This window comes from Cupriavidus necator N-1, from assembly GCF_000219215.1.
Taxonomy (GTDB): Bacteria; Pseudomonadota; Gammaproteobacteria; order Burkholderiales; family Burkholderiaceae; genus Cupriavidus; species Cupriavidus necator.
Genome location: NC_015724.1, coordinates 192,144 through 216,440, shown reverse-complemented (window position 1 = coordinate 216,440; position 24,297 = coordinate 192,144). Strand labels below are relative to the sequence as shown.

The 24,297-nt window shown below is 62.9% G+C and carries 21 protein-coding genes; 9 read left to right on the top strand and 12 right to left on the bottom strand.

Features of this window, described 5'->3' with window-relative positions:
* Positions 1–27: 27 nt before the first annotated feature.
* The 4 genes from CNE_RS37670 to CNE_RS37655 all read right to left on the bottom strand — a co-directional run bounded on the left by CNE_RS37670 (position 28) and on the right by CNE_RS37655 (position 3,352).
* On the bottom strand, positions 28–921 hold the full coding sequence (locus CNE_RS37670) for an NAD(P)-dependent oxidoreductase (RefSeq protein ID WP_013954306.1): 894 nt from the start codon (positions 919–921) through the stop codon (positions 28–30).
* Between the two features lie 66 nt (positions 922–987).
* Positions 988–1,356, bottom strand: a complete 369-nt coding sequence (locus CNE_RS37665; protein ID WP_013954305.1) for a YciI family protein — start codon at positions 1,354–1,356, stop codon at positions 988–990.
* The gene (locus tag CNE_RS37660; protein WP_158310059.1) at positions 1,353–1,844 is read right to left on the bottom strand and encodes a nuclear transport factor 2 family protein; all 492 of its coding nucleotides are present in this window, start codon (positions 1,842–1,844) and stop codon (positions 1,353–1,355) included. The genes CNE_RS37665 and CNE_RS37660 overlap by 4 nt, the downstream gene beginning before the upstream one ends.
* A 98-nt stretch (positions 1,845–1,942) precedes the next feature.
* The gene (locus CNE_RS37655; RefSeq protein WP_013954303.1) at positions 1,943–3,352 is read right to left on the bottom strand and encodes an amidohydrolase family protein; all 1,410 of its coding nucleotides are present in this window, start codon (positions 3,350–3,352) and stop codon (positions 1,943–1,945) included.
* 189 nt (positions 3,353–3,541) lie between these two features.
* On the opposite strand from CNE_RS37655, the gene CNE_RS37650 reads away from it, so the two are divergent.
* Positions 3,542–4,330, top strand: coding sequence for an IclR family transcriptional regulator (locus CNE_RS37650; RefSeq protein ID WP_013954302.1), 789 nt, complete (start codon positions 3,542–3,544; stop codon positions 4,328–4,330).
* An 859-nt stretch (positions 4,331–5,189) separates the two neighbouring features.
* Entirely contained in the window at positions 5,190–5,450 is a 261-nt protein-coding gene (locus tag CNE_RS37640) for a hypothetical protein (RefSeq protein WP_041229049.1), read from the top strand.
* Positions 5,451–5,530: 80 nt separating this feature from the next.
* On the opposite strand, the gene tnpC is transcribed toward CNE_RS37640, so the two are convergent.
* The 4 genes from tnpC to CNE_RS37620 form a co-directional block, all read right to left on the bottom strand.
* Entirely contained in the window at positions 5,531–7,114 is a 1,584-nt protein-coding gene (tnpC, locus tag CNE_RS37635; RefSeq protein ID WP_404997160.1) for an IS66 family transposase, read from the bottom strand.
* 79 nt (positions 7,115–7,193) lie between these two features.
* The gene (gene tnpB / locus CNE_RS37630) at positions 7,194–7,547 is read right to left on the bottom strand and encodes an IS66 family insertion sequence element accessory protein TnpB (RefSeq protein ID WP_013954297.1); all 354 of its coding nucleotides are present in this window, start codon (positions 7,545–7,547) and stop codon (positions 7,194–7,196) included.
* Positions 7,528–8,016, bottom strand: coding sequence for an IS66-like element accessory protein TnpA (gene tnpA, locus CNE_RS37625; RefSeq protein ID WP_013954296.1), 489 nt, complete (start codon positions 8,014–8,016; stop codon positions 7,528–7,530). The genes tnpB and tnpA overlap by 20 nt, the downstream gene beginning before the upstream one ends.
* A gap of 56 nt (positions 8,017–8,072) precedes the next feature.
* Positions 8,073–9,356 carry an MFS transporter gene (locus CNE_RS37620; protein WP_013954295.1) on the bottom strand — a complete coding sequence of 428 codons (1,284 nt, stop codon included), beginning with the start codon at positions 9,354–9,356 and terminating at the stop codon, positions 8,073–8,075.
* Positions 9,357–9,659: 303 nt separating this feature from the next.
* Here CNE_RS37620 and CNE_RS37615 point away from each other — a divergent pair, with 303 nt between their 5' ends.
* Positions 9,660–10,226: a VOC family protein gene (locus CNE_RS37615; RefSeq protein WP_013954294.1), complete on the top strand. Its 567-nt coding sequence runs from the start codon at positions 9,660–9,662 to the stop codon at positions 10,224–10,226.
* 149 nt (positions 10,227–10,375) lie between these two features.
* The gene (locus CNE_RS37610; RefSeq protein ID WP_041229393.1) at positions 10,376–11,509 is read left to right on the top strand and encodes an alpha/beta hydrolase family protein; all 1,134 of its coding nucleotides are present in this window, start codon (positions 10,376–10,378) and stop codon (positions 11,507–11,509) included.
* Between the two features lie 103 nt (positions 11,510–11,612).
* On the opposite strand, the gene CNE_RS37605 is transcribed toward CNE_RS37610, so the two are convergent.
* Both CNE_RS37605 and ilvB read right to left on the bottom strand, forming a co-directional pair.
* Entirely contained in the window at positions 11,613–12,320 is a 708-nt protein-coding gene (locus CNE_RS37605; protein ID WP_013954292.1) for a GntR family transcriptional regulator, read from the bottom strand.
* Between the two features lie 336 nt (positions 12,321–12,656).
* Positions 12,657–14,435 (bottom strand): biosynthetic-type acetolactate synthase large subunit, encoded by a 1,779-nt coding sequence (ilvB, locus tag CNE_RS37600; protein ID WP_013954291.1) that lies wholly within the window; start codon positions 14,433–14,435, stop codon positions 12,657–12,659.
* Positions 14,436–15,265: 830 nt separating this feature from the next.
* On the opposite strand from ilvB, the gene CNE_RS37595 reads away from it, so the two are divergent.
* The 3 genes from CNE_RS37595 (at position 15,266) to CNE_RS37585 (ending at position 18,334) form a co-directional block, all read left to right on the top strand.
* Complete coding sequence (locus CNE_RS37595) at positions 15,266–16,132, top strand: pirin family protein (protein WP_013954290.1); 867 nt, start codon at positions 15,266–15,268, stop codon at positions 16,130–16,132.
* Positions 16,133–16,201: 69 nt separating this feature from the next.
* Positions 16,202–16,879 (top strand): hydrolase, encoded by a 678-nt coding sequence (locus CNE_RS37590; RefSeq protein ID WP_013954289.1) that lies wholly within the window; start codon positions 16,202–16,204, stop codon positions 16,877–16,879.
* Between the two features lie 48 nt (positions 16,880–16,927).
* Positions 16,928–18,334, top strand: a complete 1,407-nt coding sequence (locus tag CNE_RS37585; protein WP_041229391.1) for an alginate export family protein — start codon at positions 16,928–16,930, stop codon at positions 18,332–18,334.
* A gap of 532 nt (positions 18,335–18,866) precedes the next feature.
* Here the strand turns inward: CNE_RS37585 and CNE_RS37580 are convergent.
* Positions 18,867–19,607: an SDR family NAD(P)-dependent oxidoreductase gene (locus tag CNE_RS37580; RefSeq protein WP_013954287.1), complete on the bottom strand. Its 741-nt coding sequence runs from the start codon at positions 19,605–19,607 to the stop codon at positions 18,867–18,869.
* A 236-nt stretch (positions 19,608–19,843) separates the two neighbouring features.
* Here CNE_RS37580 and CNE_RS37575 point away from each other — a divergent pair, with 236 nt between their 5' ends.
* Entirely contained in the window at positions 19,844–21,973 is a 2,130-nt protein-coding gene (locus tag CNE_RS37575) for an acetate--CoA ligase family protein (protein ID WP_013954286.1), read from the top strand.
* A gap of 52 nt (positions 21,974–22,025) precedes the next feature.
* Here CNE_RS37575 and CNE_RS37570 read toward each other — a convergent pair whose 3' ends face one another.
* The gene (locus tag CNE_RS37570) at positions 22,026–22,988 is read right to left on the bottom strand and encodes a Bug family tripartite tricarboxylate transporter substrate binding protein (RefSeq protein ID WP_041229457.1); all 963 of its coding nucleotides are present in this window, start codon (positions 22,986–22,988) and stop codon (positions 22,026–22,028) included.
* Positions 22,989–23,251: 263 nt separating this feature from the next.
* On the opposite strand from CNE_RS37570, the gene CNE_RS37565 reads away from it, so the two are divergent.
* A complete protein-coding gene (locus CNE_RS37565) occupies positions 23,252–24,220 on the top strand; it encodes a Bug family tripartite tricarboxylate transporter substrate binding protein (RefSeq protein WP_013954284.1) in 969 nt (322 codons plus the stop codon).
* Positions 24,221–24,297 lie beyond the last annotated feature (77 nt).

Below are 24,297 nucleotides of genomic sequence, written 5' to 3'. Positions count from 1 at the left end.
CCGCTGTTTGAGAGAGGCGCTCGCTAGTCAGGCCGGCACCGCGAGCGACTCAAGGACCTTGACCATGACGGCGATATCTTCTGCGCCGTACCCATCCTCGCAGGCTCGCTCGTAGAGTCTCTTCGCCGTATTCAGGAGTGGCATCGCCGCACCAGCGTCGTCAGCGGTGGCAAGAATGGCATCCATGACGTCGACGAGTCCGGTAACGGTGCCGTTGACTGGACGAGACCGTCCTTCCGCCATCATCGGCGCCCTGATGTTGAACATCGTTGAACTGGCCGCGGAAGGTCTGATCGTGTCGAGGACCAGCTTCGGGTCGAGACCAACTGCCTTCGCCAGCGCCATGGCCTCGGCAGCCGCCGCGGTGTGCACAGCGACGAGCGTGTTGGCCACGAACTTGAGTTTCGATCCCGCGCCGAATGCGCCGGCGTACACCACCGTAGACCCCAGCGCGGTGAGCAAGGGGCGCACTCGTTCACAAGCCGTCTGCTCGCCACTGGCGAACACCACGCCCTTTCGTGCGCTCACCATCGGTGGCGTGCCGCTGACAGGTGCGTCGAGCATTTCGATGCCCGCACGCCGCAACGTCTCCCGCGCGGACAGCTTGCGGCCAAGCGCCATCGCGCCGATATCCACCACAAGAAGGTCGGATCGTCCTGCGGCAAGGAGCCCGTGCGGGCCGCTGATGACCTCGTCAAGCGCGTCAGCTGACGAAACACAGGTGAATACGATCTCCGCCTTCTCGGCGACTTCTTGCGGGCTGCGTGCGGCCATGCCCCCGATGGCCTCGAATTCTGCGAGGGAACCTCGGCGGTATCCCCAGACGGCGTTGCCATCGGCAACGAGATTGGCTGCAAATGGCAGCCCTATCTTGCCTGGGGCGATCAGGCCGACGGTGTGTGTGCGTGTCTGTTGGTTCACGGTGGTATCTCTGGTTCTGTGAGTCAGGCTTGTGGCTGCGGCTGTCGCTGCGGTGGACCGCCACGGTCAGGAAAGGTGGATCTTCTGGTCCGAGAGATCGATGGACATTTCGATGCGTCCCTGATGCACCTGCCATGCCTCGACCCGGAATGCCCTGGCGCCGCTGACGTGGAACGGATCGCCTGCCGCGAGGGCATGCGCCTGCTCCCGACTCGCTGCGCGCACGATCCACATGCCGCTCGGTGCGGGTTCGCCGGACGTGTCAAGGAAGGGCCCTGACATGAACAACGCACCCCGCTTCTCGAGCCCGACCATGTATTCGATGTGGGCCGGAATGTGTTGCGCCAGCTCGCCAGGCCGTTCTCCCGGATCACTGAAGATCACGAACAAGGGCCTGTTCAACGAGCTGTTCGCTGCGTGGTGCGTGGGGTTCATCGCCGGACACCTCCCGCGGCGGCCAGCTCCATGATGCGGGGGTTGCCATCACTCCAGAGCTGCGCCATCGCCACGGCGTCAATGCTCCAATCGGCATCAGTCCGAACCAGCCCGAAGGTGTAGGTTCCGTGCGTCCTCAAATGATGGCTTCCGATGCGGTTGGCGAGCCGTACAGTGACTTGCGCATGCACTACACAGGTCGCCCGGTCCCCGCTGAGGCCAATGTAGGGCATCGACAGGAAATGCTGGGATGCGTCGGTGTGGACGATGCTCGATCGCCACCGGTCAGCAAGAGCGCCGGCGTCGAACTCGGCGGCAGGCTGACCGGTTACGGACGCATAGTCCCACCTGACTCGCGGCGCGAGACAGGCGACGGCGCGGTCGATATCGCGCGAGTCCAGCGCGAGCACAAAGCGCGCCACGGTATCTTCAATGTGCGCCCGGCTGATTGCGTAATCCGAGGCGCGCGCGGATTCTGTCATCGTCATGATCCCCATTTCATCTTCTTGTGTTTAGCTGGCCCTGTAGGACGCGAGGGCTGTGAGCACCGAGCTGCCGGTGTGGTAGTTCGCGATTGACCCAAAGGTCAGGAGGCATGGTGCGGCTGCGGCTGTTTGGGTGCCCACCCTCGTTGGACACCGGCCCGGCGGAGGATTTGATCGGACGCCGCAACGGCACGCCGGTTCAGCTCTGCCATATCGGTGCCGAGGAGTTTGCCGTCGCGTTTGACAGCGGTGCCCGCCACATAGACGTGATCGACGGTATGTCGACTGGCATGGTGAACAATCGACGCAATGGGATCGATGGCAGGGATCATGGAGATGTGGTCCGAGCGAATCATGACAATGTCTGCCTGTTTGCCCGGAGTAAGGCTGCCGGTGGTCGCCTCTTGTCCGATCGCGCGCGCACCTTCGATGGTGGCGAACTCGAGCACGTCGCGGGCTGTCAGTTTCAGCGCCCAGGGGTTCTCGTGCGCCTCGAGCATGGTTTGGTTGTCCAGGCCCCGAGGCACGGCCAGAGCAAATCGCATTGCGGTAAAGGGATCGCCGCCGACAGCCATGCATGTGTCGATACCAATGTTCGGCCGGATGCCGGCTTTCAGCAGTCCGGCGATAGGCGGCCACCCATGGCCCATGGCGCATTCATCCTCTGGTGTCACGGTGGCGGACACCCCGGCATCGGCCATCATCCGGAACTCGTCGTCGGTGAGCAGGTTGCAGTGACTGAAGATCAGGTCGTCCCCCAACAGCCCTTCCTTGCAGAGCCGCGTCACGTTCGGTCGGCTGCCCAGATCCAGTGCGGCCATCCCGATATGGATGTTGATGCGAATACCGAGCTCCCTGGCTAGCGCCCAATCGGCCCGAACAACGTCCATGGTCGATGAGTCAGGACCCCGTGCGCCCATGCCCAGCGTCAACAGACCCGAGTCGGAAGAGAAATACTGGCGGCGGATCCGTCGGATTTCCGCCTGATTGCTCAGGGTGGCGCTCTTGAAGGGCGGCACCAGGATCTCGGCCTGTTCGGCCATCGATCCACCGTAGCCAAAGACTGCGCGGATTCCTGCGTTGCGCAAGGCACGGATCGCCGCGTCGGTGTGCTCGGGCGTGGACTGGTTGTGCGAGTAATCGAACACGCCAGTGACACCGGCATCGAGCGCGTCAAGGGCGCCCAGCGTCGTCCCCAGATACATGTCCTCCGGCGTCATGGTCGGCGCGAGCATGCCGAACATGGACACGAAGTACTGAAAGAGCGACCAGTCCGAAGCCAGCCCGCGCAGCAGGGCCTGGAAGAGATGCCGATGCGAATCGATGAATCCGGGGAGCACGATGTGCCGGGATGCATCGATCACCTCGGCGCTGCCGTCCGCAATGTTCAAGTCGGGCCCGATGGCGGCGATGGTGTCGCCCTCGATCAATACGTCGCCCACCAACTCGCCGATGTTGGGATCCATCGAAACGATATGGCCCCCGCGCAAAATTTTTCTCGTGAACGTCATCCCTTGAGCTCCTTGCTTTGCGAACTGGGCTTCATCGCGCCTCCTAAAAGTGTTCTGCTATGAAGAACATGTGTCTGCTATGTGGAACACTATAATGTCGCCTTCGAGGATGTGAGAATCGGGGTAAACGCCCGGCTTAGAATTCGTCGTCGCGCTCAGACGCACCACAACGCAGGCAAGGAGAAACAAATGGTCGAATCCGACCCCCAGCAAGATCAAACGAAGCCGAGCTATCCGATCGCATCGGTCGACAAGGCATTGCGCCTGCTGCGAAGCTTCACGGACCGCGGCGCGATCCGCGTGGCAGAAGCGAGCAGGGACCTGGATGTGGCGCGGTCCACGGCCCATCGTCTTCTGGAGATGCTCCAGCACCACGAATTCGTGCAGCAGGATCCCGTGTCTCGCGCCTACGTGCCGGGTCCCGCCCTGCTCAAGATTGGCTTGTCCGTGGTTCGCAACCTCGATGTTCGCGCCGTGGCACGGCCGGTCATCGAGGCGTTGGTGGACGAAGTCCAGGAATCCGCGCACCTGGTCATTCTTTCCGGGCGCGACATGCTCATCATCGATGCGGTTGAGAGCCCCCGGATGTTGCGCATCGGTTCGCGCTTGGGCGGGACTATCCCGGCGCACGCTGCAGCAGGTGGCCGAGCGATGCTCGCCACGCTCTCCGACGAACGCATTAAGGAGCTGTATCCAACGGAAGAACTCAAGGCCGTCACCCCAGACACCTTGACCAGCCGCAAGGATCTTCTAAGCGAGCTCGAGCAGGTTCGCGCCCGCGGGTATGCGGTAAGCGTCGCCGAGGTCGAACCGGACGTGAGCACGGTCGCTGCGACGATCCCTGGCTCCGCCCGCACGACGCCAGCGGCGATCACCATTTCCGTACCACGCTCTCGGGTGAAACGGGATGATCTTCCGCGACTTGGGAAAGCCGCGGTCTCCGCGGCACTGCGCGTTGCCGACCGGATGGCGCTGTAGCGCTGATTCGAACAAGCCGAAGGAGGCGATATGCAGAGGATTTCTTATGAACGCGCTGTCATGCATGGACGCCTCCCGTTTGCACCTCGGCCTCGGTGCTCACCGGCACGCCAACGTGGCCATAGGCCCGCGCCAGTGCCGCGCGTGCATCCAGGCGTTGTCGACCGGCAAGCAATACGACAAAGGCTATCCGGGCATGGTGTTCCAGTTGCAGCCCGTGGAATACGGGCGGCGCGACTCACAGCACCGCTCCACCCGGCTAGCCCCACACAGTGCGCACGCCCCCAGGCAAGCAGCTTTCCGACGAACGTTTCAGCATCGCACAACACACACGGCCCGTGAGCATTGGGTGTGGCGGAAGTAGTGCGGAACTCCGGGGCCGGCATGTTCATAGCTTGTCTCTCTTCTCGATACTGTCCGCCAATGGTCCACACGTGAAGAAGAATTCTAGGAACAGATCGGCCGCATAGTCTGCCGAAATTTGCCTCCGGAACCGCCGCCTGCAGTGGATTGTGCCGCGGTTGGCGTCGGCACTGCGCAATTCTTCCGCCGACAGGGAAAACGAAACAAGCTACCGCGTGTAGCCGACGATTTCATCGATGCCGGCTATGCGCCGGCCGCCGTGACTACACCGGTGAACGGCGACGCAGCCACCAATACGCGGCCTGGAACCATGCCTAACCACCTTGCTCAACCAGCACAGCCTCTCTTTTCCAGGGAAGAATAAATGCCATGACCAGTGCGCCAGCGAACAGAACGATCGTAAGCGCTAGATTCAGCACACCTTGAGGAGTCGATTGTTACCCGGTAACGTTGCAGAACGGTGTGTTACCGGGTAACGCAGATGAAGGAGTGCAGGATGGCGCAGACGACAGCACAGCGGCAAGCCGCCTATCGGGCAAGGCGCGGGACGGCGGGCAAGGACGGCAACGGAGAGCGGCGGCTGGACATGTGGGTCAGTACGGAAGCCGACCTTGCTCTTGCACGGCTGGCGCACCGTTACGCGGTCACGAAGCGTCAGATGCTGGAGCGGCTGATCGCGCGAGCGGACGACGCGATCGTGCGCAGGCTCGATCCGGATTCGGAACAGTGGGATCTCTACTTCAACGTGCCCCGCTAGCGCCTCGCCGTTACCGGTAACGAGGGGCTTCTCTCAGTGTGATGGAGTCCCCGACTTGGGGGCAACGATCGATCTGACGCTCAGGCAGGGTGCGGCGGCGCGGTTTGCCGCCGTGCGAAGTTGAACGGCAACAGGTCGCTGATGTCAGCGTCCGGCGCGCGCTGTGGCAGCTCTGTGAGCACGTGGAGCAGATAAGCATACGGCTCGACGTCACAGGCGCGGCACGTAAGCATCAGGCTGTAGATCATGGCGCTCGCCTTCGCCCCAGCGACGGTGTCTGCAAAGAGCCAGGCCTTTCTCGCTGTGCAGAATGGCCGGATGTCTCTTTCTATGGCGTTATTATCTACCGGCGCCCGTCCATCGGTGACGTAGCGGCTCAGATATTCCCACTGGTTGCGCGCGTAGGCGATGGCCTTGCCCAGCAGGCTTTCCGGCAGTACCTGCGGCGCCTGCTGGTCCAGCCATGCCTTGAGGGCTTCCAGCAGCGGCACGCTGTGCTGTTGACGCATCCGGTACGTGTAGTCGACGCGCGTTTCACCTTCGGGCAGCTCTGCCTTGGCGAGCGTCTCGACCTGGTACAGCGCCTGGAAAGACTCGAGCGCCTTTAGCACTCGAGCGCTGGGCTTTTTCTGCCCCTTTTGCGCATCAACGAACATCCTCCTGGCGTGCGCAACACAGCCGAAGTGCGTGACGCCTTCGAGCGTGCGCCAGGCCTTGTAGCCATCGGTCATTAGCATGCCATGGTAGCCGGCGAGGAACGCCTGCGGATACTCCTGTCCGCGCCCCGGTTGGTAGTCGAACAGCACCACGGGTTGCTCGCTGTCCTCCGCGCTGCGGTAGACCCACATGTACGATTTGCTCTGCGCGGCCTTGCCTTCCTCCTTGAGTACCTGCACCGTCGTCTCGTCGCCATGGATCAGTGGCTGCGATAGCAGCGAGCGGCGCAGCGCCTCGTACAGCCGGCTGTAGTGCAGTTGCGCGGGTCTGATGATCCAGTTGGCCAGTGTGCCACGGCCAACTTCAATACCGGCGCGACCCAGCGCGTCTTCCATGCGGTACAGCGGCGTGCCATCCACGTACTTGCCGGTGGTGACAGTCGCCAGCATCGCTGGGCTTGCGTTGCTGCCAGGAAGTGGTTGCGCCGGCATCGGTGCGGTCACCACCGGTGTGCGTTCGGCGTTGCGCTCGCAGTGCCGACACGCGTATTTGAAGCGGACGTGCTGCAGTACCGAGGCCTTTACCTCGATGTGCAACTGTTCGCTGACTTCTTCGCCCATGCGATGCAGTGCACCTCGGCAGCACGGGCAGATCTTCTGGTCTTCGGTCAGGTCGTACTCAATGCGCTGGCGCGGCAGCTCCGCCGGCAGCGGCTTGCGGCCACGTTTGCGCCCTGCGGGCTTATCAGGCTCCGGCAACCCCGTGTCCGGCAGCGCGAGCACCTCATCCTCATCATCGTCGGCCGGCTCTGCTGCGGCCATTTGTTCGGCTTCGTCGAACACGCGGTCCTTGAGCTTCTCGCTGCTTGGTGCGAAGCGTTTGGACTGCGCGAGGCGGAACTGTTCCTCAAGGAGCCCGATGCGCTCGTTCAGCTCGGCGATGTGCTGAGCGTTGGCAGCAGCCCGCGCTTCGAGTTCGCGGATATAGGCCTGGGCGGCCGGCGGCAATTGGGAGAGGTCGTGTTCGTTCATGCTGAACACGATAGTGCAGCCGACGTCCAATCGGGTATACGTCACACCGGACGACTCAACCCGTGTGCTGATATTTGCGCGACGGGTGCCGCTGCACGGCGTCCACGTCGATACCGTCCAGCAGCCAGTGCAACTGCTCGGTCGTCAGCTCGATCACCGCCTGCTGACGCCGCGGCCACACGAAGCGGTCTTCCTCCAGGCGCTTGAGCAGCAACCAGAACCCGTTGCGGTCCCACAGCAACAGCTTGATGCGGTTGCGCCGACGGTTATGAAAGGCGTAGACGGCGCGGGCAAAGGGATCATGCTGCATCGACTGCTCGACCAGGGCAACCAACCCATTGATCCCGAGGCGGAAGTCCACCGCATTGCGGTGCAGGTAGACCTGCAGGTCAGCGTCGAGCCGGAACATGGCAGCGGCCCAGTGCTTCGATGGTCGCCATTACCAGCGTGGCATCCTGCCCCGAGCATTCGAGCTCAACGCTCACACCGTTTGGCAACCGCGCCACCAGGCGCGCAGGCAATGGCTGCGGCGGTTGCAACGTTCGCACAGGCAGTGGTTCAGGCACGGTTGGCAGCTCCGCTCCGGCCTTGGGGCCGGCTGCGTGAACTTCCACCACGGGAACGAACGCCGCCGGCGCACTTTCGATGGCATCCATCGTGCCATCAGCGTCTTTCTGTTCCGCCTTGTGCTGTTCGATCCAGCGGCGCAACTGGTTCGCGTTCACCCCGGCCTTGATTGCCATGCCAGCCACCGATACCCCCGGCTGCAGGCAAGCTTCAACCAACCGCCGCTTGTCGCCCTTGTCAAAGCTGCGCTTGCCGTTGGCGCCGACGTTGATCGCCCGCAGCGGCAAGCAATCCAAATCGCTCTGGTCCATGACTTGTGTCCACTAAAAACAGTGGACACAATCCTGCGCCGTCTGGGCTTCCGGCGCTATGTGCGGCAAATTTCGCGCTTACGAACGATCGCCATCAAGGAAAGCCCGAGGCTGAAGCTCGCCGTGTGTGCCTTCGTCAAACCCATGACGTAGGGACTGACAAACCCCGCGAGTTGTCCGATGCTGCTGATCAAGGCTAATCCACCGGCAGCCGCCGAGCCGGCCAAGAATACATGCGGCGTGGCCCAGAAAATGGGAAGCAGCGCGTAGGTGGCAATGACGGCAACGCTCAGTGCGATGATCGTAAGTGGCAGGCTTCGGGTCGCAACGGTCAGGGTTAGAAGCGCGAGCGCACCGATTGATGCACTGGTCAGGAAGTGCCACCGCCTTTCGCCGGTCGCGTCTGAATGTCGGCAAAGCACAATGATTCCCACGGCACCCACCACGTTAGGAATCGCGCTCAACAAGCCTACTTCGAGAACTGACCCCACTCCTGTCGCGTGAACCAAGCTTGGCAACCACAGCACCAGTCCGTAGGCCGCGCAGTTTACGGTGAAGTAGATAGCGGCAAATATGTAGATGATCGGATTGCGTAACGCAGCACGGAAGGAATGGGAGCGGGCGTTCGCGTGCGTGTGGTTTTCTGCTGCGAGATCGCGAGCCAGCGCTGCTTTTTCCTCAGCGCTCAACCAGCGAGCAGTGCCGGGGTTGTCCGAAACATGGAAGTACGCAACCGCCCCCAGGAAAATTGCCGGAAGCGCCTCGAGAAAGAACATCCACTGCCAGCCGTGCAGGCCGAGTACGCCTGCCATGTCACGCATGATCCATCCCGATAGCGGGCCGCCGATCAAACCCGCAATTGAAGATCCGGCAATGAACCACGAGACTGCTTTCGCATAGTGCCGGGTCGGAAACCAATACGCGAGATACAACATCAGACCAGGATAAAAGCCTGCTTCGAAAACGCCGAGCAGGACCCGCAATACATAAAAGTGCATGGGTTCGGTGACGAACATCATGGCCATCGAGACCAGTCCCCAGCAAACCATAATGCGCACGAACGTGCGGCGCGCGCCGTATCGTGCCAACAGCAAATTACTGGGAATCTCGAAGAGCACGTACCCGATCGCGAACACTCCCGCGGCTAAACCGTAAACGGCATCGCCAAAGCCAAGGTCTTGCTGCATCTGGAACTTGGCGTAGCTGATATTGACGCGATCGAGGAAGGCCACCACGAAACAGATCACCAGGAAAGGCACGATTCGTCTGCTGACCTTCCTGTACAGAACGTCGCGGTCAACCGCGTTCATCGGTTCCAGTACTGCTTGCGTCCGACTCATCACCCATCTCCTGCGTTGCGCTCCGTGAATCGGTTGACGGTTGCAGGCCAACGATTGCCACGCTTCCCGCTCCATCCGGCATGGCGAACCTTAAATGTATTCATTATAAATGAGCAGTCAACATATACCCATATGAAGGATGCGTTATGCATCACGCCCGACTGCGGGTATACCCTTTGCCGTATCCTTGTGGACATATAAATGTATTTATTTTAGAGTCTGGCTTCCGCGGGCCTGCATCGGCGGCCGGGCGGAAAGGGACCTCCAATCGGGTTCCAGGCACCGCCACTATCAGGAGACTCCATGCCTATTCAGCGCTTTTCGCACGTGGCCTATCGCTGTGCCGACGCTCGCAAGACAGTCGACTTCTATACGCAGCTACTTGGCCTCGAGTACGCATTCGCCGTCGCGGAAAATTACGTTCCGTCGACGGGCCAATTCGATCCGCACATCCATGTGTTCTTGCGCGTGAGCCCCGGGTCCTACCTGGCCTTCTTCGAACTGTCCGAGGCTCCGGAAATGGGATTCGATCCGAATACGCCGGACTGGGTGCAACACATTGCGTTGCACGTACCGCGCGTCGAGGAAGTCAAGAGCTTTAAGGAGGCGCTGGAGACCGCAGGCATTGCCGTGCTCGGAATCACCGATCACGGCATTTTCAAATCCATCTATTTCCGCGATCCGAGCGGACACCGTGTCGAGATCACTTGCGAGTCACTCAGCGATGAGCTGTGCGAGCAACTTGGCGCCAGGTCGAAGGCGTTGCTTGATGAGTGGAGCCATACACGTCGGGCGCCGGACATCGGCATTCACCGTTCGGGAAGCCTCGTGGGCACCGTCAATCTTGAGGATCGAGCTTTGCGGGAGTAAGCCGTCAAGCAACACCTCAAAGCCTGGTGTGTTGCGATCCGAACTGCATTCCTTTGGAGACAGGCAGGCCGCAAAGCCGACCAAGGTCCCTATTTGTCGTTCCGGATTCGCCAGGGCATAAGCCAACCATTCATTCAAGGAACCAGAGCATGAACGTCGTTTTTGAACATGTCGCAATCGATGTGCGACATGGAGTAGTCATGGAAAGCCAGTCTGGACTCCAGAATCTGCGGCCGAGAATCTACGGCGTGCTGGGGCGGCCGATGAGCGGTAATCCCAAGACGGCAGCCCTGATCATGCATCCAACGTCGAACTACATGGGACACTACTTTGTCGGGCCGCTGGCGGCGATGAATGTGCCATGTCTGGCGCTCAACTCCCGTTACGCGGGCAACGACACGCTGTTGCAAATGGAACGTGTCATCCTCGACCTCGGGGCCGGCATTCGGTATTTGCGCAGCCGTGGCTACCAAAAAATCATCCTGATCGGCAGCTCCGGCGGAGGTGCTCTCGCGGCGTTTTATCAGTCCGAATCGGAAAACCTGACCGTGCACGAATTCATCGAAGGCGGCCCGACCGGAATCACAAAGGATGACATTCCTCCGGCAGACGGCATCGTTCTTAGCGCCGCTCACCTGGGGCGCGCAGATATCTTCGCAGAATGGGTCGACCCGGCGGTAGTGAACGAGCACGACCTGTTTGCGACCAACCTGGAACTGGATATCTACGAAGGCCCCATCAAGCCGCCCTTTACGTCGCAATTCATCGCCACCTTCCGCGCGGCGCAGCTTGCGCGCCGCGCGCGGATTGAAGGCTGGGTAGAGGCCGAGATCGCGGCGCTCAGGAAGCGGCCGAACGGACCGGCGGATCGCATCTTCATCATCAACCGAACGCATTCCGATCCGCGCATGATCGATTTAAGCCTGGATCGCAACGATCGCAAATGGGGCAGTGTATGGGGTGATCCGCGCACCGTGAACTATGCTGCCAACGCATTTGGGAGAGTGACAAGTCTCCGGGCATTCATGTCGCAGTTCTCATCGAAATCCCGTGCGTTGGGCCCGGCCAACCTCAAGCAAACCAGCGTGCCGGTCTTGCTTCTGGTCCACACCGCTGACGCATCCACGTTCCCCAGCACGCGGGATGCATGGCAGGCATCAGCCGCGGGCCGTATCACGACAGTGGGAATCGAGCCTGGCAACCATTATCTCGTTGGGCAAACCGAACTGGTTGAATTTGGGGCGAACACGATTGTCGATTGGATCGACAAGCACGTTCGCTGAGTCGAGCGACGCGGCAGGGCTCGCATACCGGCCACCTGTGGTCCGCAGCAACGCAATGGTGGAGCACCTGTCGCCGACCATGACGCTGGACTCGCTCTGATACCTATCCGGCCATTGTTGCATCCAGTGTGCGCCGCAACACCTCGCCGGCGTTGTAGAGATGTTCACGCATCAACTCCTCCGCACGGGTCGCTTCATTGTTTGCCAACGCATTCACGATTTTGCGGTGGTCATTCTGGGCGCTCTTGATCAGATCGATATCCGGTTGCGCGCGCCAGTCTGCGGTGGTCGTCGGAGCGGCATGCGGAACGCGCCGCGCATACCCGGAAACCTCGTCGAACACCGGGTTCATCGGTTCAAGGAGAATCTTATGGAAGTCTGCATTCATCTGGCTCCAGGCCGCTGTATCGAATGGCGCTTTCTCAGCGTTCCGAATCAGCTTGTCACCTAGCGCGACAAGCGCCTGCAAGCGGGGCACAACCAGATGGGCCAGGCCGCGTTCGACAAGCAGGCGGCAAGCGAGTCCCTCCACCACGCCGCGGATCGCATACGCATCCTGCGTATTTGCCATCTCGAAGCGCCTTGCTCGATAACCTTTCTGCGCGACATAGTCGAGCAAACCCTCGCTATGCAGGGCCAGCATAGCTGATCGGGCGGGCGTGCGGCTGACGCCGCAGAGCGCACAAACATCAATTTCTCTGACCGATGCACCGGGGGGGAAATGGCCACGCAGCAGCGCCTCTCTTAGTTTTTCTATAGCCGTCTCTACCCTCGTCGAGGGTGTGCTTTCAATAGTCAATGCTTTCGACACTGGCGTCGCACCAAGTAAATATTGGACCGATATGAGGCAAGCATAACAAACCGCCCGACTCTGGTGGTCGATATCTATACGGGAGCGCCCGGCGTTCCGCCCGGAGGATGCCCGTCACCGCCGGTCCGGCGTGCGCTCGGCCGTAGCTTTCCATGACAATGAAAACGTGGAAGTGACAAGGCTCGCCCCCAGACGCAATCAGTGAATCCGGGGTGCTTGCAGACATGCAGATGCACGCTGCGGAACGCCATCACCGGCGCTACGCGCTATCGGCTGGACAAGGCCTCCGCTCGTCCTATGGTCGGCTCAGGGATGTGCCCGATTCCGCCTTCTGTCTCAACGCGAGGCATCGGTCGATGTGCTTTCACCCAACAGCATCTCGCCAAGCCCGTGCCCGCCGGGAATCATCGGCCACACGTTCTCGCTGCCATCCACGTGGATATCAAGAAAGACCGTACGGGTCTTCTGCGCCAGCGCGTCGCGCAAAGCCGGCTCCACATCGGCCTCGGTGTTTACCGACAGGCCGATGTGGCCATAGGCCCGCGCCAGCGCCGGGAAGTCGGGCAGGGCTTCCATGTATGACTGCGAATAGCGTCGTTCATACTCAACGTGCTGCAGCTGGCGCACCATGCCCAGATAGCCATTGTTGAGCGAGACGATCTTGACCGGCAGGTCATACTGCTTGCAGGTCGACAGCTCCTGGATGCACATCTGGATCGAGCCGTCACCCGTGATGGCGATCACGTCACGCTCCGGGAAGGCATGCTTGACGCCCATCGCGTAGGGCAGGCCCACGCCCATCGTGCCGAGGCCGCCCGAATTGATCCAGCGGCGGGGCTGGGTGAAGCGGTAATGCTGCGCGGCCCACATCTGGTGCTGTCCCACGTCGGAGCAGATGATGGCGTCGCCGCCGGCGAGCCTGGACAGCGTCTCGATCACGTACTGCGGCTTGATGCGCTGGCCGTCGCGCACATAGGCCAGGCACCGCCGCGCGCGCCAGCTGTCGATGCGCCGCCACCAGTCCGCGCGGTCGGCCAGCGGTGTGCGCGCTTCGCGCAGCGCGGCGGTCAGCTTCTCCAGCACCCGGCGCGCGTCGCCGACGATCGGCACGGTCGGGCGCACGCGCTTGCCGATGCTGGCTGGGTCGATGTCGATATGGACGATCTGCCTGGGGGTCGCGCAGAAGTCGGCGACATTGCCGATGACCCGGTCGTCGAAGCGCGCCCCAATGGCAACCAGCACGTCGCACTCCTGCATGGTGCGATTGGCCTCGTAGGTGCCGTGCATGCCCGGCATGCCGAGATAGCGTGGATCGGTGGCGGAAAAGGCGCCGAGTGCCATGAGCGTAGTGGTGACAGGCGCGTCGGCGAGTGCCGCCAGCTCCCGCAAGGCTACGGTGGCCCCCGCCGTGACTGCACCTCCTCCAACGTACAGGTATGGCCGCCGCGCCTCGCGCAGCAACTGGGCGGCGTGGCGGATCTGGCCTTCGTGGCCCTCCACCGCAGGCCGGTAGGAGCGGATCTCGACCTTGTCCGGATAGTGGAAAGGCGCGCTGGCGAGCGCGATGTCCTTGGGGATATCCACCAACACCGGTCCCGGACGGCCGGTGCGGGCCAGGTGAAAGGCCTTTTTCAGGGTGACGGCGAGGTTGCCGATATCGGATATTAGAAAGTTGTGCTTGACTATGGGCCGCGTAATGCCGACGGCGTCGCACTCCTGGAAGGCATCCTCGCCGATCATCGTCGTTGGCACGTTACCCGACAGCACCACCAGCGGGATCGAATCGAAATAAGCCGTGGCGATTCCGGTGACTGCATTGGTCAGGCCCGGACCGGACGTCACCAGGGCGACGCCCACCTCGCCGCTGGCGCGGGCATAGCCGTCCGCGGCGTGCACTGCGGCCTGCTCATGCCGCACCAGCAGGTGCTCCAGGCCGGTCTGGCTGGCAATGGCATCGTAGATCGGCAATACCGCCCCACCCGGATAGCCCCAAACGGTACGCACGCCCTCGGCGAGCAGGGCTTCGACGATCATCTCGGCACCGCGTAGCACGCGCGGCGCACGGGCATTGGGCTTTGCAGGGGTATTGCGGAACTCCAGGGTTGGCATGTTCATGGCTTGTCTCTCTTTTCTTTTCGGCACCGTCCACCGATGGTGCGGACGCGAAGAAAATTCTAGGGACAGGCCTGCCGCATGGGCTGCTGAAATGAGCTGCCGGTGCGGGTGCCGGCAGCTAATCGTGCCGCCGGGGCGCGCGGACAATCCGCAAGTCTGCCGCCGGCAGGGCCGGCGGACCGCGCCGCGCCGCTCGTTCCCCGACTTGATCGCCTTCGGCCCCCTAACGACTCGCTGTGGACGAAGACGGCCGGCTCCGCAGGCGTGGGAGCCGCGGACCGGCTACGCATGCGCGCAAAGTGATCGTTGTGTACCAGTCCGCGCTACTCCCGCCGGGACCCACAGCACGAGGGAAATGCCAATAGCGAGGAGCTGCCCAGACAGGCGGCAACCGCAAACGCGGCGTCCCGCCACGTTGCGGCACATCGTGCCGGCCTGGCTCGTCACCGCGGAATTTTCGCCTACACACCCCATGCCGTTTGGCATGGGAACGGCACATCATGCTCCGCTCCCATCCGTAGAATGGCCCGCACAAGCGTTTAATCATCCGTCTGACCACGGCATTAACCTGCAGAAGATCTCGTACAAGGGCGGCTTGCCGGCACTGACCGATGTGCTGCACAGGGGGCTCCCCATGTTGTGCACCGCGGTAGCCAGTGCGTCCCGGTACGTGAAGACTGTTTGGATTTTGCACGCCACTTGTTGTGGTGGCCGTTCACCTCATAGGACGCTGAGTTCTAGTCCCGCGAGCTACCGCGCCAGACCCAGGGAGCCTATTCTCCATTCACTAATGCCCCACGACTTCCCAGCCCGCAGAAAGGAGCCTCATAGTGAAGCGACTGCTTGGTGTCTACAGCGCCCCGCGTTCCCATTGGGTGGGCGACGGCTTCCCCGTGCGCTCGATGTTCTCCTACCAGAGCCATGCCCGTCAGCTCAGCCCGTTCCTGATGCTGGACTACGCCGGCCCGGCCGATTTCGGGCCCACGGACCGGCCGCGCGGCGTCGGCACGCATCCGCACCGCGGATTCGAGACCGTCACCGTCGTCTACAAGGGCGAAGTCGCACATCGCGACTCGACCGGCCAGGGCGGCGTGATCGGGCCCGGCGACGTGCAGTGGATGACGGCTGGCGCAGGCATCCTGCATGAAGAATTCCACTCGGAGGCCTTCACCCGCGACGGCGGCCCATTGGAGATGGTGCAGCTCTGGGTCAATCTGCCGGCAAGGCACAAGCTGACGGCGCCAGGCTATCAGGCCATCCTCGACCGCGACATTCCCGCCGTGGCGCTGCCCGATGGCGCCGGCACGGTGCGCGTCATCGCCGGCCAGTATGGTGCGCATGCCGGTCCGGCGCGCACCTTCACGCCGATGCATGTATGGGACCTGCGCCTGGTCCAGGGCGGCGTGTCGACCCTGCCCCTGCCCGATGGCTGGAACGCGGCGCTGGTAGTCCTGCGCGGCCGCGTGCGCATCAACGGCGACACCGTGGCGGGCGAGGCACAGATGGCCGTCCTTGACCGCAGTGGCGCCAGCTTGACGCTGGAAGCCTCCACAGACACAGTCGTGCTGTTGCTGACAGGAGAACCGATCGACGAACCCGTAGTGGGCTATGGCCCGTTCGTGATGAATACCGAGCAGGAAATCCAGCAGGCCCTGAGCGACTTCAACAACGGCCGCTTTGTACCTGCCTCTGCCTGATCCCGCACCTGCCGTGCCAATCGCGGCAGGTATCGTCCCGCAGTAAGCCTTCTGACAAGGAGCAACACCATGAGCCAGCCCGCAAACTTCAATGGCAAGCGCCCCGCGATCGACCCGGCCGACACCGCCATGCTGCTGATCGACCACCAGAGCGGCCTGTTTCAGACTGTCGGCGACATGCCGATGCCGGAGCTGCGCCTGCGCGCCGCGGCCCTGGCCAAGATGGCGACGCTGAGCAAGCTGCCGGTCATCACCACCGCCTCGGTGCCGCAAGGCCCTAATGGGCCGCTGATCCCCGAGATCCACGAGAACGCCCCGCATGCCAAGTACGTCGCCCGCAAGGGTGAAATCAATGCCTGGGACAATCCTGACTTTGTCGCCGCGGTCGAGGCAACCGGACGCAAGACGCTGATTATCGCCGGCACCATTACCAGCGTCTGCATGGCATTCCCCTCCATCAGCGCGGTGGCGGACGGCTACAGGGTGTTCGCAGTGGTGGATGCCTCGGGCACGTACTCGAAGATGGCGCAGGAGATCACGCTGGCGCGCGTGGTCCAGGCCGGTGTGGTGCCGATGGACACGGCCGCGGTGGCTTCGGAACTGCAGCAGACCTGGCACCGCGATGACGCGCAGCAATGGGCCGAGGTCTATACCAAGATCTTCCCCGCCTATCAATTGCTGATCGAAAGCTATACGAAGGCGCAGGACGTACAGAAGAACGGCGAAGCGTTGGACTCTGCACGTTGACCGCGCGCGCGGCTTGGCCTTGTGGCCATGCCGCGCAGGCCGCATCCCATGACACGAGCCTTCGGACCTATCCTGGCGCTTGCCATGGCCATGGCGGGCATACCATGCCGCGCAGAGGCGCAAGGGTCTGCCCCGCCCTACAATTTCCTCCGCTACACCGAGGACTACCGCTACCTGCAGGATCCGGCCAGGCGCAGCGACCCATGGGATCCGGTCAAGCTGATCCCGCTGGGCGCGCCGGACGCCTACCTGAGCCTGGGCGGCGAACTGCGGGAACGCTTCGAAAGCTACTCCGCGCCGAACTTCGGCGTGCCAGGCCCCTCCTCAGACAGCTACCTGCTGCATCGCCTGCTGCTCCATGCCGACCTGCATGTCGGCAGCTACTTCCGCGTGTTTGCCCAACTCGGCAACCAACTCGCGCCCGGCAAGGACATCGCGACGCCGCCATATGAAGACCGGGCGGATGTGCAGCAGGCCTTTGTCGATATACGGCTGCCCGTCACCGATGGCCCGCGAGCGGATTCCGAGCTGCCGATCCTGCGCATCGGACGGCAGGAAATGGCATTCGGCTCGCAACGGCTGGTGTCCGTGCGCGATGCGCCCAACGTCAGGCGTTCGTTCGACGGCGCACGGCTCGGCGGCAAGGTCGGCGAGGTGAAGCTCGATGCCTTTGCCACGCGTCCCGTATTGCTCAAAACCGGCAATTTCGATGACACGCCCAACCATGCGCAAGGGTTCTGGGGCCTTTATGCAACCTTTCCGAAGACGGTCATCCCGGCATCGGGCGCTGATCTCTACTACCTGGGCTTCGAGAACAGCCAGGCGCGCTACAGCATCGGCACGGGCGTGGAGCGCAGGCACTCAGCCGGTGGGCGCATCTTTGGCAGCCACGGACCCTGGGACTGGGATTGGGAAGCGCTTGCGCAGTTCGGCAGCTTTGGTCGGCAGGATCTGTTCGCCTGGGGCGTTTCCACCGATACCGGTTATGCATTCAAGTTGGCTGAATGGGGCGCGCGCGCCGGGCTGAAGGCGACCGTCGGCAGCGGCGACCGCGATCCCCAGGATGGCAAGCTGGGCACCTATGGCGGATTGTTCCCAAAACTTGCCTATTTCAACCAGGCAGGCTTGCTTGGCGCATCGAACGTGATGGATCTCCAGCCTTCGCTGACCTTCAAGCCCACGGCGACGCTGCGATTCATTCTATCGTGGGACTTCATCTGGCGGCAGACCACCAACGATGCGGTGTACACCGCCGCGGGACTTCCGATTGCCGGCACCGCCGGGCGGTCCGGGCGCTACACGGGCAGCCAGCTTGCCTTCGATATGCTGTGGCAGGTGGACCGGCATATCGCCATCAATGCCGGCGTGGTGCATGTGGACGTTGCCCGGGTACTGGGTTCGGTCGGCGGGCACAATACCAACTTTACGTATGTGGCAGCAGCCTATACGTTCTGACAGCTTGGCACACCTTATTCAATCCGCAGCATTCCTCGAGCCACAACGAGCTGCAACTTGCGCACCTCGGGATCCGACCGGGACGCTCCAGGCTCGCCAGCGCCCGTCGAGACACTTCAATCCGGTGATCGCCTCGTGCTCCATGTACTCGGCCAGGCCGAAGCTGCTCAACTCTCTCCCGTTGCCGGACCCCTTGTCGACTAGCGGCTGGATCGAACGTCCGCCGAGTTCAAGACTCTCGATAACGAGCGCGTGGCGGCTCGGCTGCAGCCGCCGTGTCGGCGGACCTGTACCGATTCTGAAGGCGGAAATGCATCGTTTCATCGGATCAACATCATTGCCGCGGGTTCCTTATCGGCCCCGACTAAGCTTCGGCTGCATTTTGCCAAACGCTGGAGTCAGCGGGCACCGCGTCATACTCGCTGAAGGGATGCCTGTCGGGTGATAGAGCGAAGTGTGGCGATGCGACCGCTATATTTTTGCTTTGGCGCTGCGGGCCAGGCCTGCTGGCGGTAGTCCCCCGCTGGGATTGTCAGCCGGCGCGCCGCATCAAGCTGAAACTCTGCGCGGTCGGCCCAGCATCGCCCTGTCCGGCCAGGAACAGCGCCAGCGGCACCACATCTTCCGGATCCTTGACCCACTCCCCGGCCGGCGCGAACTTATCGCCGAAGCCCGTCATCTCGGTGCGTACCGGTCCCGGGATCAACTCGTTCACGCTGATGTTAGCGTCCAACAGTTCCACGGCCAGGGTCTGCGTCAGCATCCACATGCCCAGCTTGGCGCTGGCGTAGGAGGACATGCCGGGATTGGGCCGGTGGCGTGAGCCGGAGCCAGTGAAGATCATCTTGCCGGCACCGCGCCGCCGCAGATGCGGAAGGGCCGCGCGCGCTGTATGGAAGGCGCCAATGAGGTTGACCTCGACGGTTTGTCGCCAGAGCTCGGGATCGCAGTGTTCGACCTTGCGGCTCTGCATCGAAACGCCGGCGTTCGCCACCACGATGTCCACCCCGCCGAACAGGGTAAAGCTGGTCGCGAACAGGGCTTCCATGGCAGCGTAGTCGCACACGTCCGCCGTTACTGCTGCCGCCTTGCCACCGGCGGCTTCGATCTGATGCACGGTGTCCTGAATTTCATTGGTTGTGCGCGCACTGCACACCACCGCCGCGCCAGACCGGGCGTAAGCCATCGCAATGGCACGACCGATGCCGCGCCCCGCGCCGGTGATGACGGCAACCTTGCCATGCAGGTCTGCGTGCGCCTGGGAATTGTTCATCTGGGCTCCTATAGCTCGGCGAATTGGGATAGTCGGACAAACATAGATGATGTTTAACTCAATCAGTCTGATAGTTTCGATATGCGAAACACCGCTCGACATCCGCGGCTATCAGAGCTTGATCGGGACAACGTACGCAGATTCGCTATGCGAAATCTTGCACGGATGCGCGCACACGCAGCGCTAGGCTGTAGGCCACCCAGGGCCAACCTGACGCCCTCCGAAGGAGAGAACCCATGTTTGATCACGCCAGCCTTGACCGGATGTTCCGGCCCCGCAGCATCGCCCTGATCGGCGCTTCCACCAATCCCGACAAGATTGGCGGTGTGCCGCTCGCTCTCCTGCTGAAATACGAGTACGACGGCAAGCTGTATCCGGTCAATCCGAACGCCGGCGAGGTGCAAGGCGTACCCGCCTACCCGAGCTTGGCGGCGATTGGGGCGCCAGCCGACCTGGCCATTGTGGCGGTGCCGATGGCACGAGCCGAACAGGCTGTCAAAGATGCGGCTGAGGCCGGGGTGTGCAGCGTGGTGCTGTTTACATCCGGCTACGCGGAAGTCGGCGAGACTGGCCGCGCCGCGCAGGCACGCCTGGCCGCGTTGGCACGCACGCGCGGCGTTCGCATTCTGGGCCCCAATTGCTTGGGCTTCATGAACACCCGTGATCAGGTCTATGCCACCTTCTCGCCAGCACCCCATGCTGCTCGTGCCCGTCCCGGCGCGGTTGGCATCGTGTCACAAAGCGGCGCCTTCGGCATTTACGCCTACGCCATGGCACGGGAGCGGGATATCGGCCTTTCCTATTGGATTAGCACCGGTAACGAATGCGATATCGAGTTTGCGGACGCGGTCGCGTGGCTGGCCCGCGATCCCGATACCCGGGTGATCATGGGCTATGTAGAAGGCTGCCGCGATGGCGCCAAGCTCAAGGCCGCTTTATCCTTGGCACGCGACGCGGGCAAACCGGTGATCGTGACGAAGGTCGGGCGTACCGCGTCCGGCGCGGCCGCAGCCGCATCCCATACCGCGGCGCTGGCCGGTGACGATGCCGTCTTCGACGCGCTGCTGCGCCAGTACGGCGCCATTCGCACGCGCACGCTGGATGAATTCTTCAACGTGGGCTACGCGCTAAGCGGCCCCGTGCGCCCCGCGAACAACGCCTTGGGCATCATGACGTTGTCGGGCGGCGTGGGTGCGCTGATGGCCGACGACGCCGCCGACGCGGCCCTGGAGCTCGTGCCGATGCCGGCTGGCGCACAAGCCGCGATCATGGCACGCGTGCCATTTGCCGCGCCACGCAACCCCGTCGATATCACCGGCCAGGTAACCTCCGAGCCGGAACTGATGACGTTTGCCGCCCGTACCATGCTGGACAGCGGAAGCTACGGCAGCTTGCTGGCATTCCTGGCGGCGGCGGGCACCTCCGCTACCTTCTGGCCCCACCTGCTCGCATTCGCCAAGACCATACGCGCCGAGTATCCCGATACGCCGCTGGCCCTGTGCTCGCTATTCACGCCAGAGCGGCGCCGCGCGCTGGAAGCGCTGGGCTGCCTGGTGTTCGCGGACCCGAGCGCCGCAGTCCGCGCGCTGAAGTGCCTGGGCGACACCGCGGCGATAGCCCGCCCCGCTTGCGACCCGGGCTTGAGCCCGTATTCGGAGAATCCAGCCACGATCGAGGCTGGCGTGTTGGATGAACCTGCCGGCCTGGCCTTGCTGCGCTCTGCCGGCGTCCCGGTGGTGGCGCACCAGCGTGTGGCCAGCCAAGATGAAGCAGTAGCCGCGGCAGCGGCTTTTGGCTACCCGGTGGTGATGAAATTGGTCTCTGCCGACATCACCCACAAGAGCGACATTGGCGGCGTACGTCTGCACCTGCAGGATGCCGGTGCGGTCCGGGCCGCCTACCGCGAGATCCTGGAGGAGGCGGCGCGCCATGCGCCTGCGGCTAGGCTCGATGGCTTACTGGTCGCACCGATGATCAAGGGTGGCGTGGAATGCATCCTGGGGGTGCAGCGCGATCCCGTCTATGGCCCGGTGGTCATGTTCGGCTTGGGCGGCGTGCTCGTGGAAGCCGTGCGGGATGTCGCCTTCCGCATGGCGCCCTTTGACGAGCGGGAGGCGCATGCGATGATCGACGAGATCCGCGGACGGCGGGTGCTAGCGGGCATGCGGGGCCAGCCGCCAGCCGACGTGTCCGCGCTGGCGAGCGCACTGGCGGCACTCTCCCGCTTCGCGTGGGCAAATCGTGACGCCGTGGTCAGCGTCGACGTCAATCCGTTCATCGTCCTGCCGCTGGGCGGGGGTGCGCTCGCGCTGGACGCCGTGGTGATCGGCGCCGGCAACGCGTCCGACAGGCTGGCAACGGCCTGATCCGCCCGGCGCAAGCGAAGCACGGGCGGCCCGGCACGCGCTTCACAACAACTCACTCGGCCTTGATGCCCGCCTCCCGAATCAGCTTGCCCCAGCCGGCATAGTCGCGGCGCACCACCTCCTCGAACTGCGCCGGCGACAGGTTGGTGGCCTGGATGCCCAGATCCTTCAGGCGCGCCGCCACGGCGGGCTGCTTGAGGATCTGGCCCACTTCTTCTCGCAGGCGGCTCAGGACAGGTGCGGGCGTGCCCGCCGGGGCGAACAGGCCGTACCAGAAGCTGCTGTCGAAGCTCACGCCTTCGTCTTTCAGGCCGGGCACATCGGGCAGGTTGGATGACCGCTCCGTGCACGCGGCCAGCGCGCGCAGCTTGCCAGCCTGGACATATGGCGCGGATGTCGTGGAGTCCACCATGGCGACCATGATGGTGCCGCCGAGCACGTCGGCCAGTTCGGGGGCCGTGCCTTTGTAGGGCACGTGCGTCATAGTGATGCCCTTCGCGCGCATCAGGATTTCCGCGCACAAATGCCCGCCCGAGCCCAGTCCCCAGGAGCCGTAATTGATCTGCCCGGGCCTGGCCTTGGCGGCCGCAACCAGTTCCTTCAGGTTGTGTGCGGGAAACGCGGGATTGACCACTAGCATGTTGGACACCGTCCCGATCTGTCCCAGCGCGGCAAAGCGCTGGTTGGCCGTGTACGCGGCATTGGGATAGAGAAACGGCGCCATCACCATGGTCGCCGAAATGCCGAGCACAATGGTGTAGCCATCGGGCTCGGCTTGCGCCGCATAGCTGGTGCCGATGGTGCCGCCCGCCCCGGCGCGGTTCTCCACCACCACCGTCTGCTTGAGCGATTGCTGCAGCCGCTCGGCCATCATGCGGGCTACCGTGTCAGTACCGCCTCCAGCAGGAAAGGGCACAATCAGCCGGATCGGCTTGCTGGGATAGGGATCGGCATGGGCCATGGGCGCGAGCACCAGGCAGGCCACCGGGGCGGCAAGCAATTTGCCAATGGACATCGTCATCATTGTCTCCTGTCGGTTTTTTCTGATCCCGCTGCTTGGGCAATGGCGGCACTTCCCCCCCACGCCCCCCACGGGTCGGACGATCCTACGGCGCCTGTCGAATCCAGACGGTCAACATTTCGCTATCCGAAACACCGGGTCCTCGACGATGTTTCGATATGCGAAATCATTCACCGTGCCACGACATTGCGCTCCTAAGCTGTCTCTCACACTTCCAACGGCTTGCCACGCGCTTGCCAGAAAACAAGGAGGAGACAATGACGTTTCGATCGTTCGCCACCGCGGCCCTGGCTGCCTGCCTCACGCTGCCAGGTGTCGCCAGTGCCCAGACTTACCCGTCCAAGCCGGTCCGGATGGTTTCCCCCTATGGCCCCGGCGGCTCCAACGACATCTCCGCGCGCATCATCGCGGAAGGCCTGGGCAAGAAGTATGGCCAGCAGTTCGTGGTCGAGAACAAGCCAGGAGCCGCCACCCGGGTCGCCAATGAGATGGTCGCCGGGGCGCAGCCTGGCGGCTACACGCTGCTGTATGCAGCCGCGCCATTCGCCATCAACGAAGCGGCCGGGATCAAGGGGCACTACGACATCCGCAAGAACTTCATCGCCATCGGGCCGCGTGTGGTGGCGCCGCTGTTCCTGATCGTCAACGCGGCATCGCCCATTCGCAACCTGGCCGATTTCGTCAGCTTTGCCCGCGAGAAAAAGGATGGTGTGACCTTCGCCGGTACTGGCGTCGGGGCTGCCCCGCATCTGGCATCCGAACTCCTCGCCAACGCAGCCGGCTTCAAACTACTGAACGTGCAGTATCGCGGGGATGCCACGGCCTACACCGAACTGCTCGCCGGGCGGGTTGACGCCACGCTCACGGCCATCACCAGCGCTCTTCCCTTTATCAAGGCGGGCCGGCTGCGCGTGATTGCAATCGCCTCCGAACAACGCTCACCGATCTATCCGGAAGCCCCGACCTTTTCCGAACTCGGTTATCCGACGGTCATAGGCTATGGCTGGTTCGGCCTGCTCGCACCGGCGGGCACGCCGCCGGCTGTCGTCCAGCAACTCAACCGCGACGTCAATGCCGTTCTGGCGGATCCCGGCAACAAAGAGCGTCTCGTCAACCTCGGACTCCAACCGGAGAGCGGATCGAGTGAGGCCTTTGCTGACTTTATCGGCGGCGAGGTTGCCAAATGGTCCGCTGTCATCAAGCGTGCAGGCATCGTGTTGGAGTAACCAGTGTTTCGATATGCGAAATCATTTCACATAACGAACCTCCTGCCTTCTACGATGGCTTCCCGGACATTCCCGCT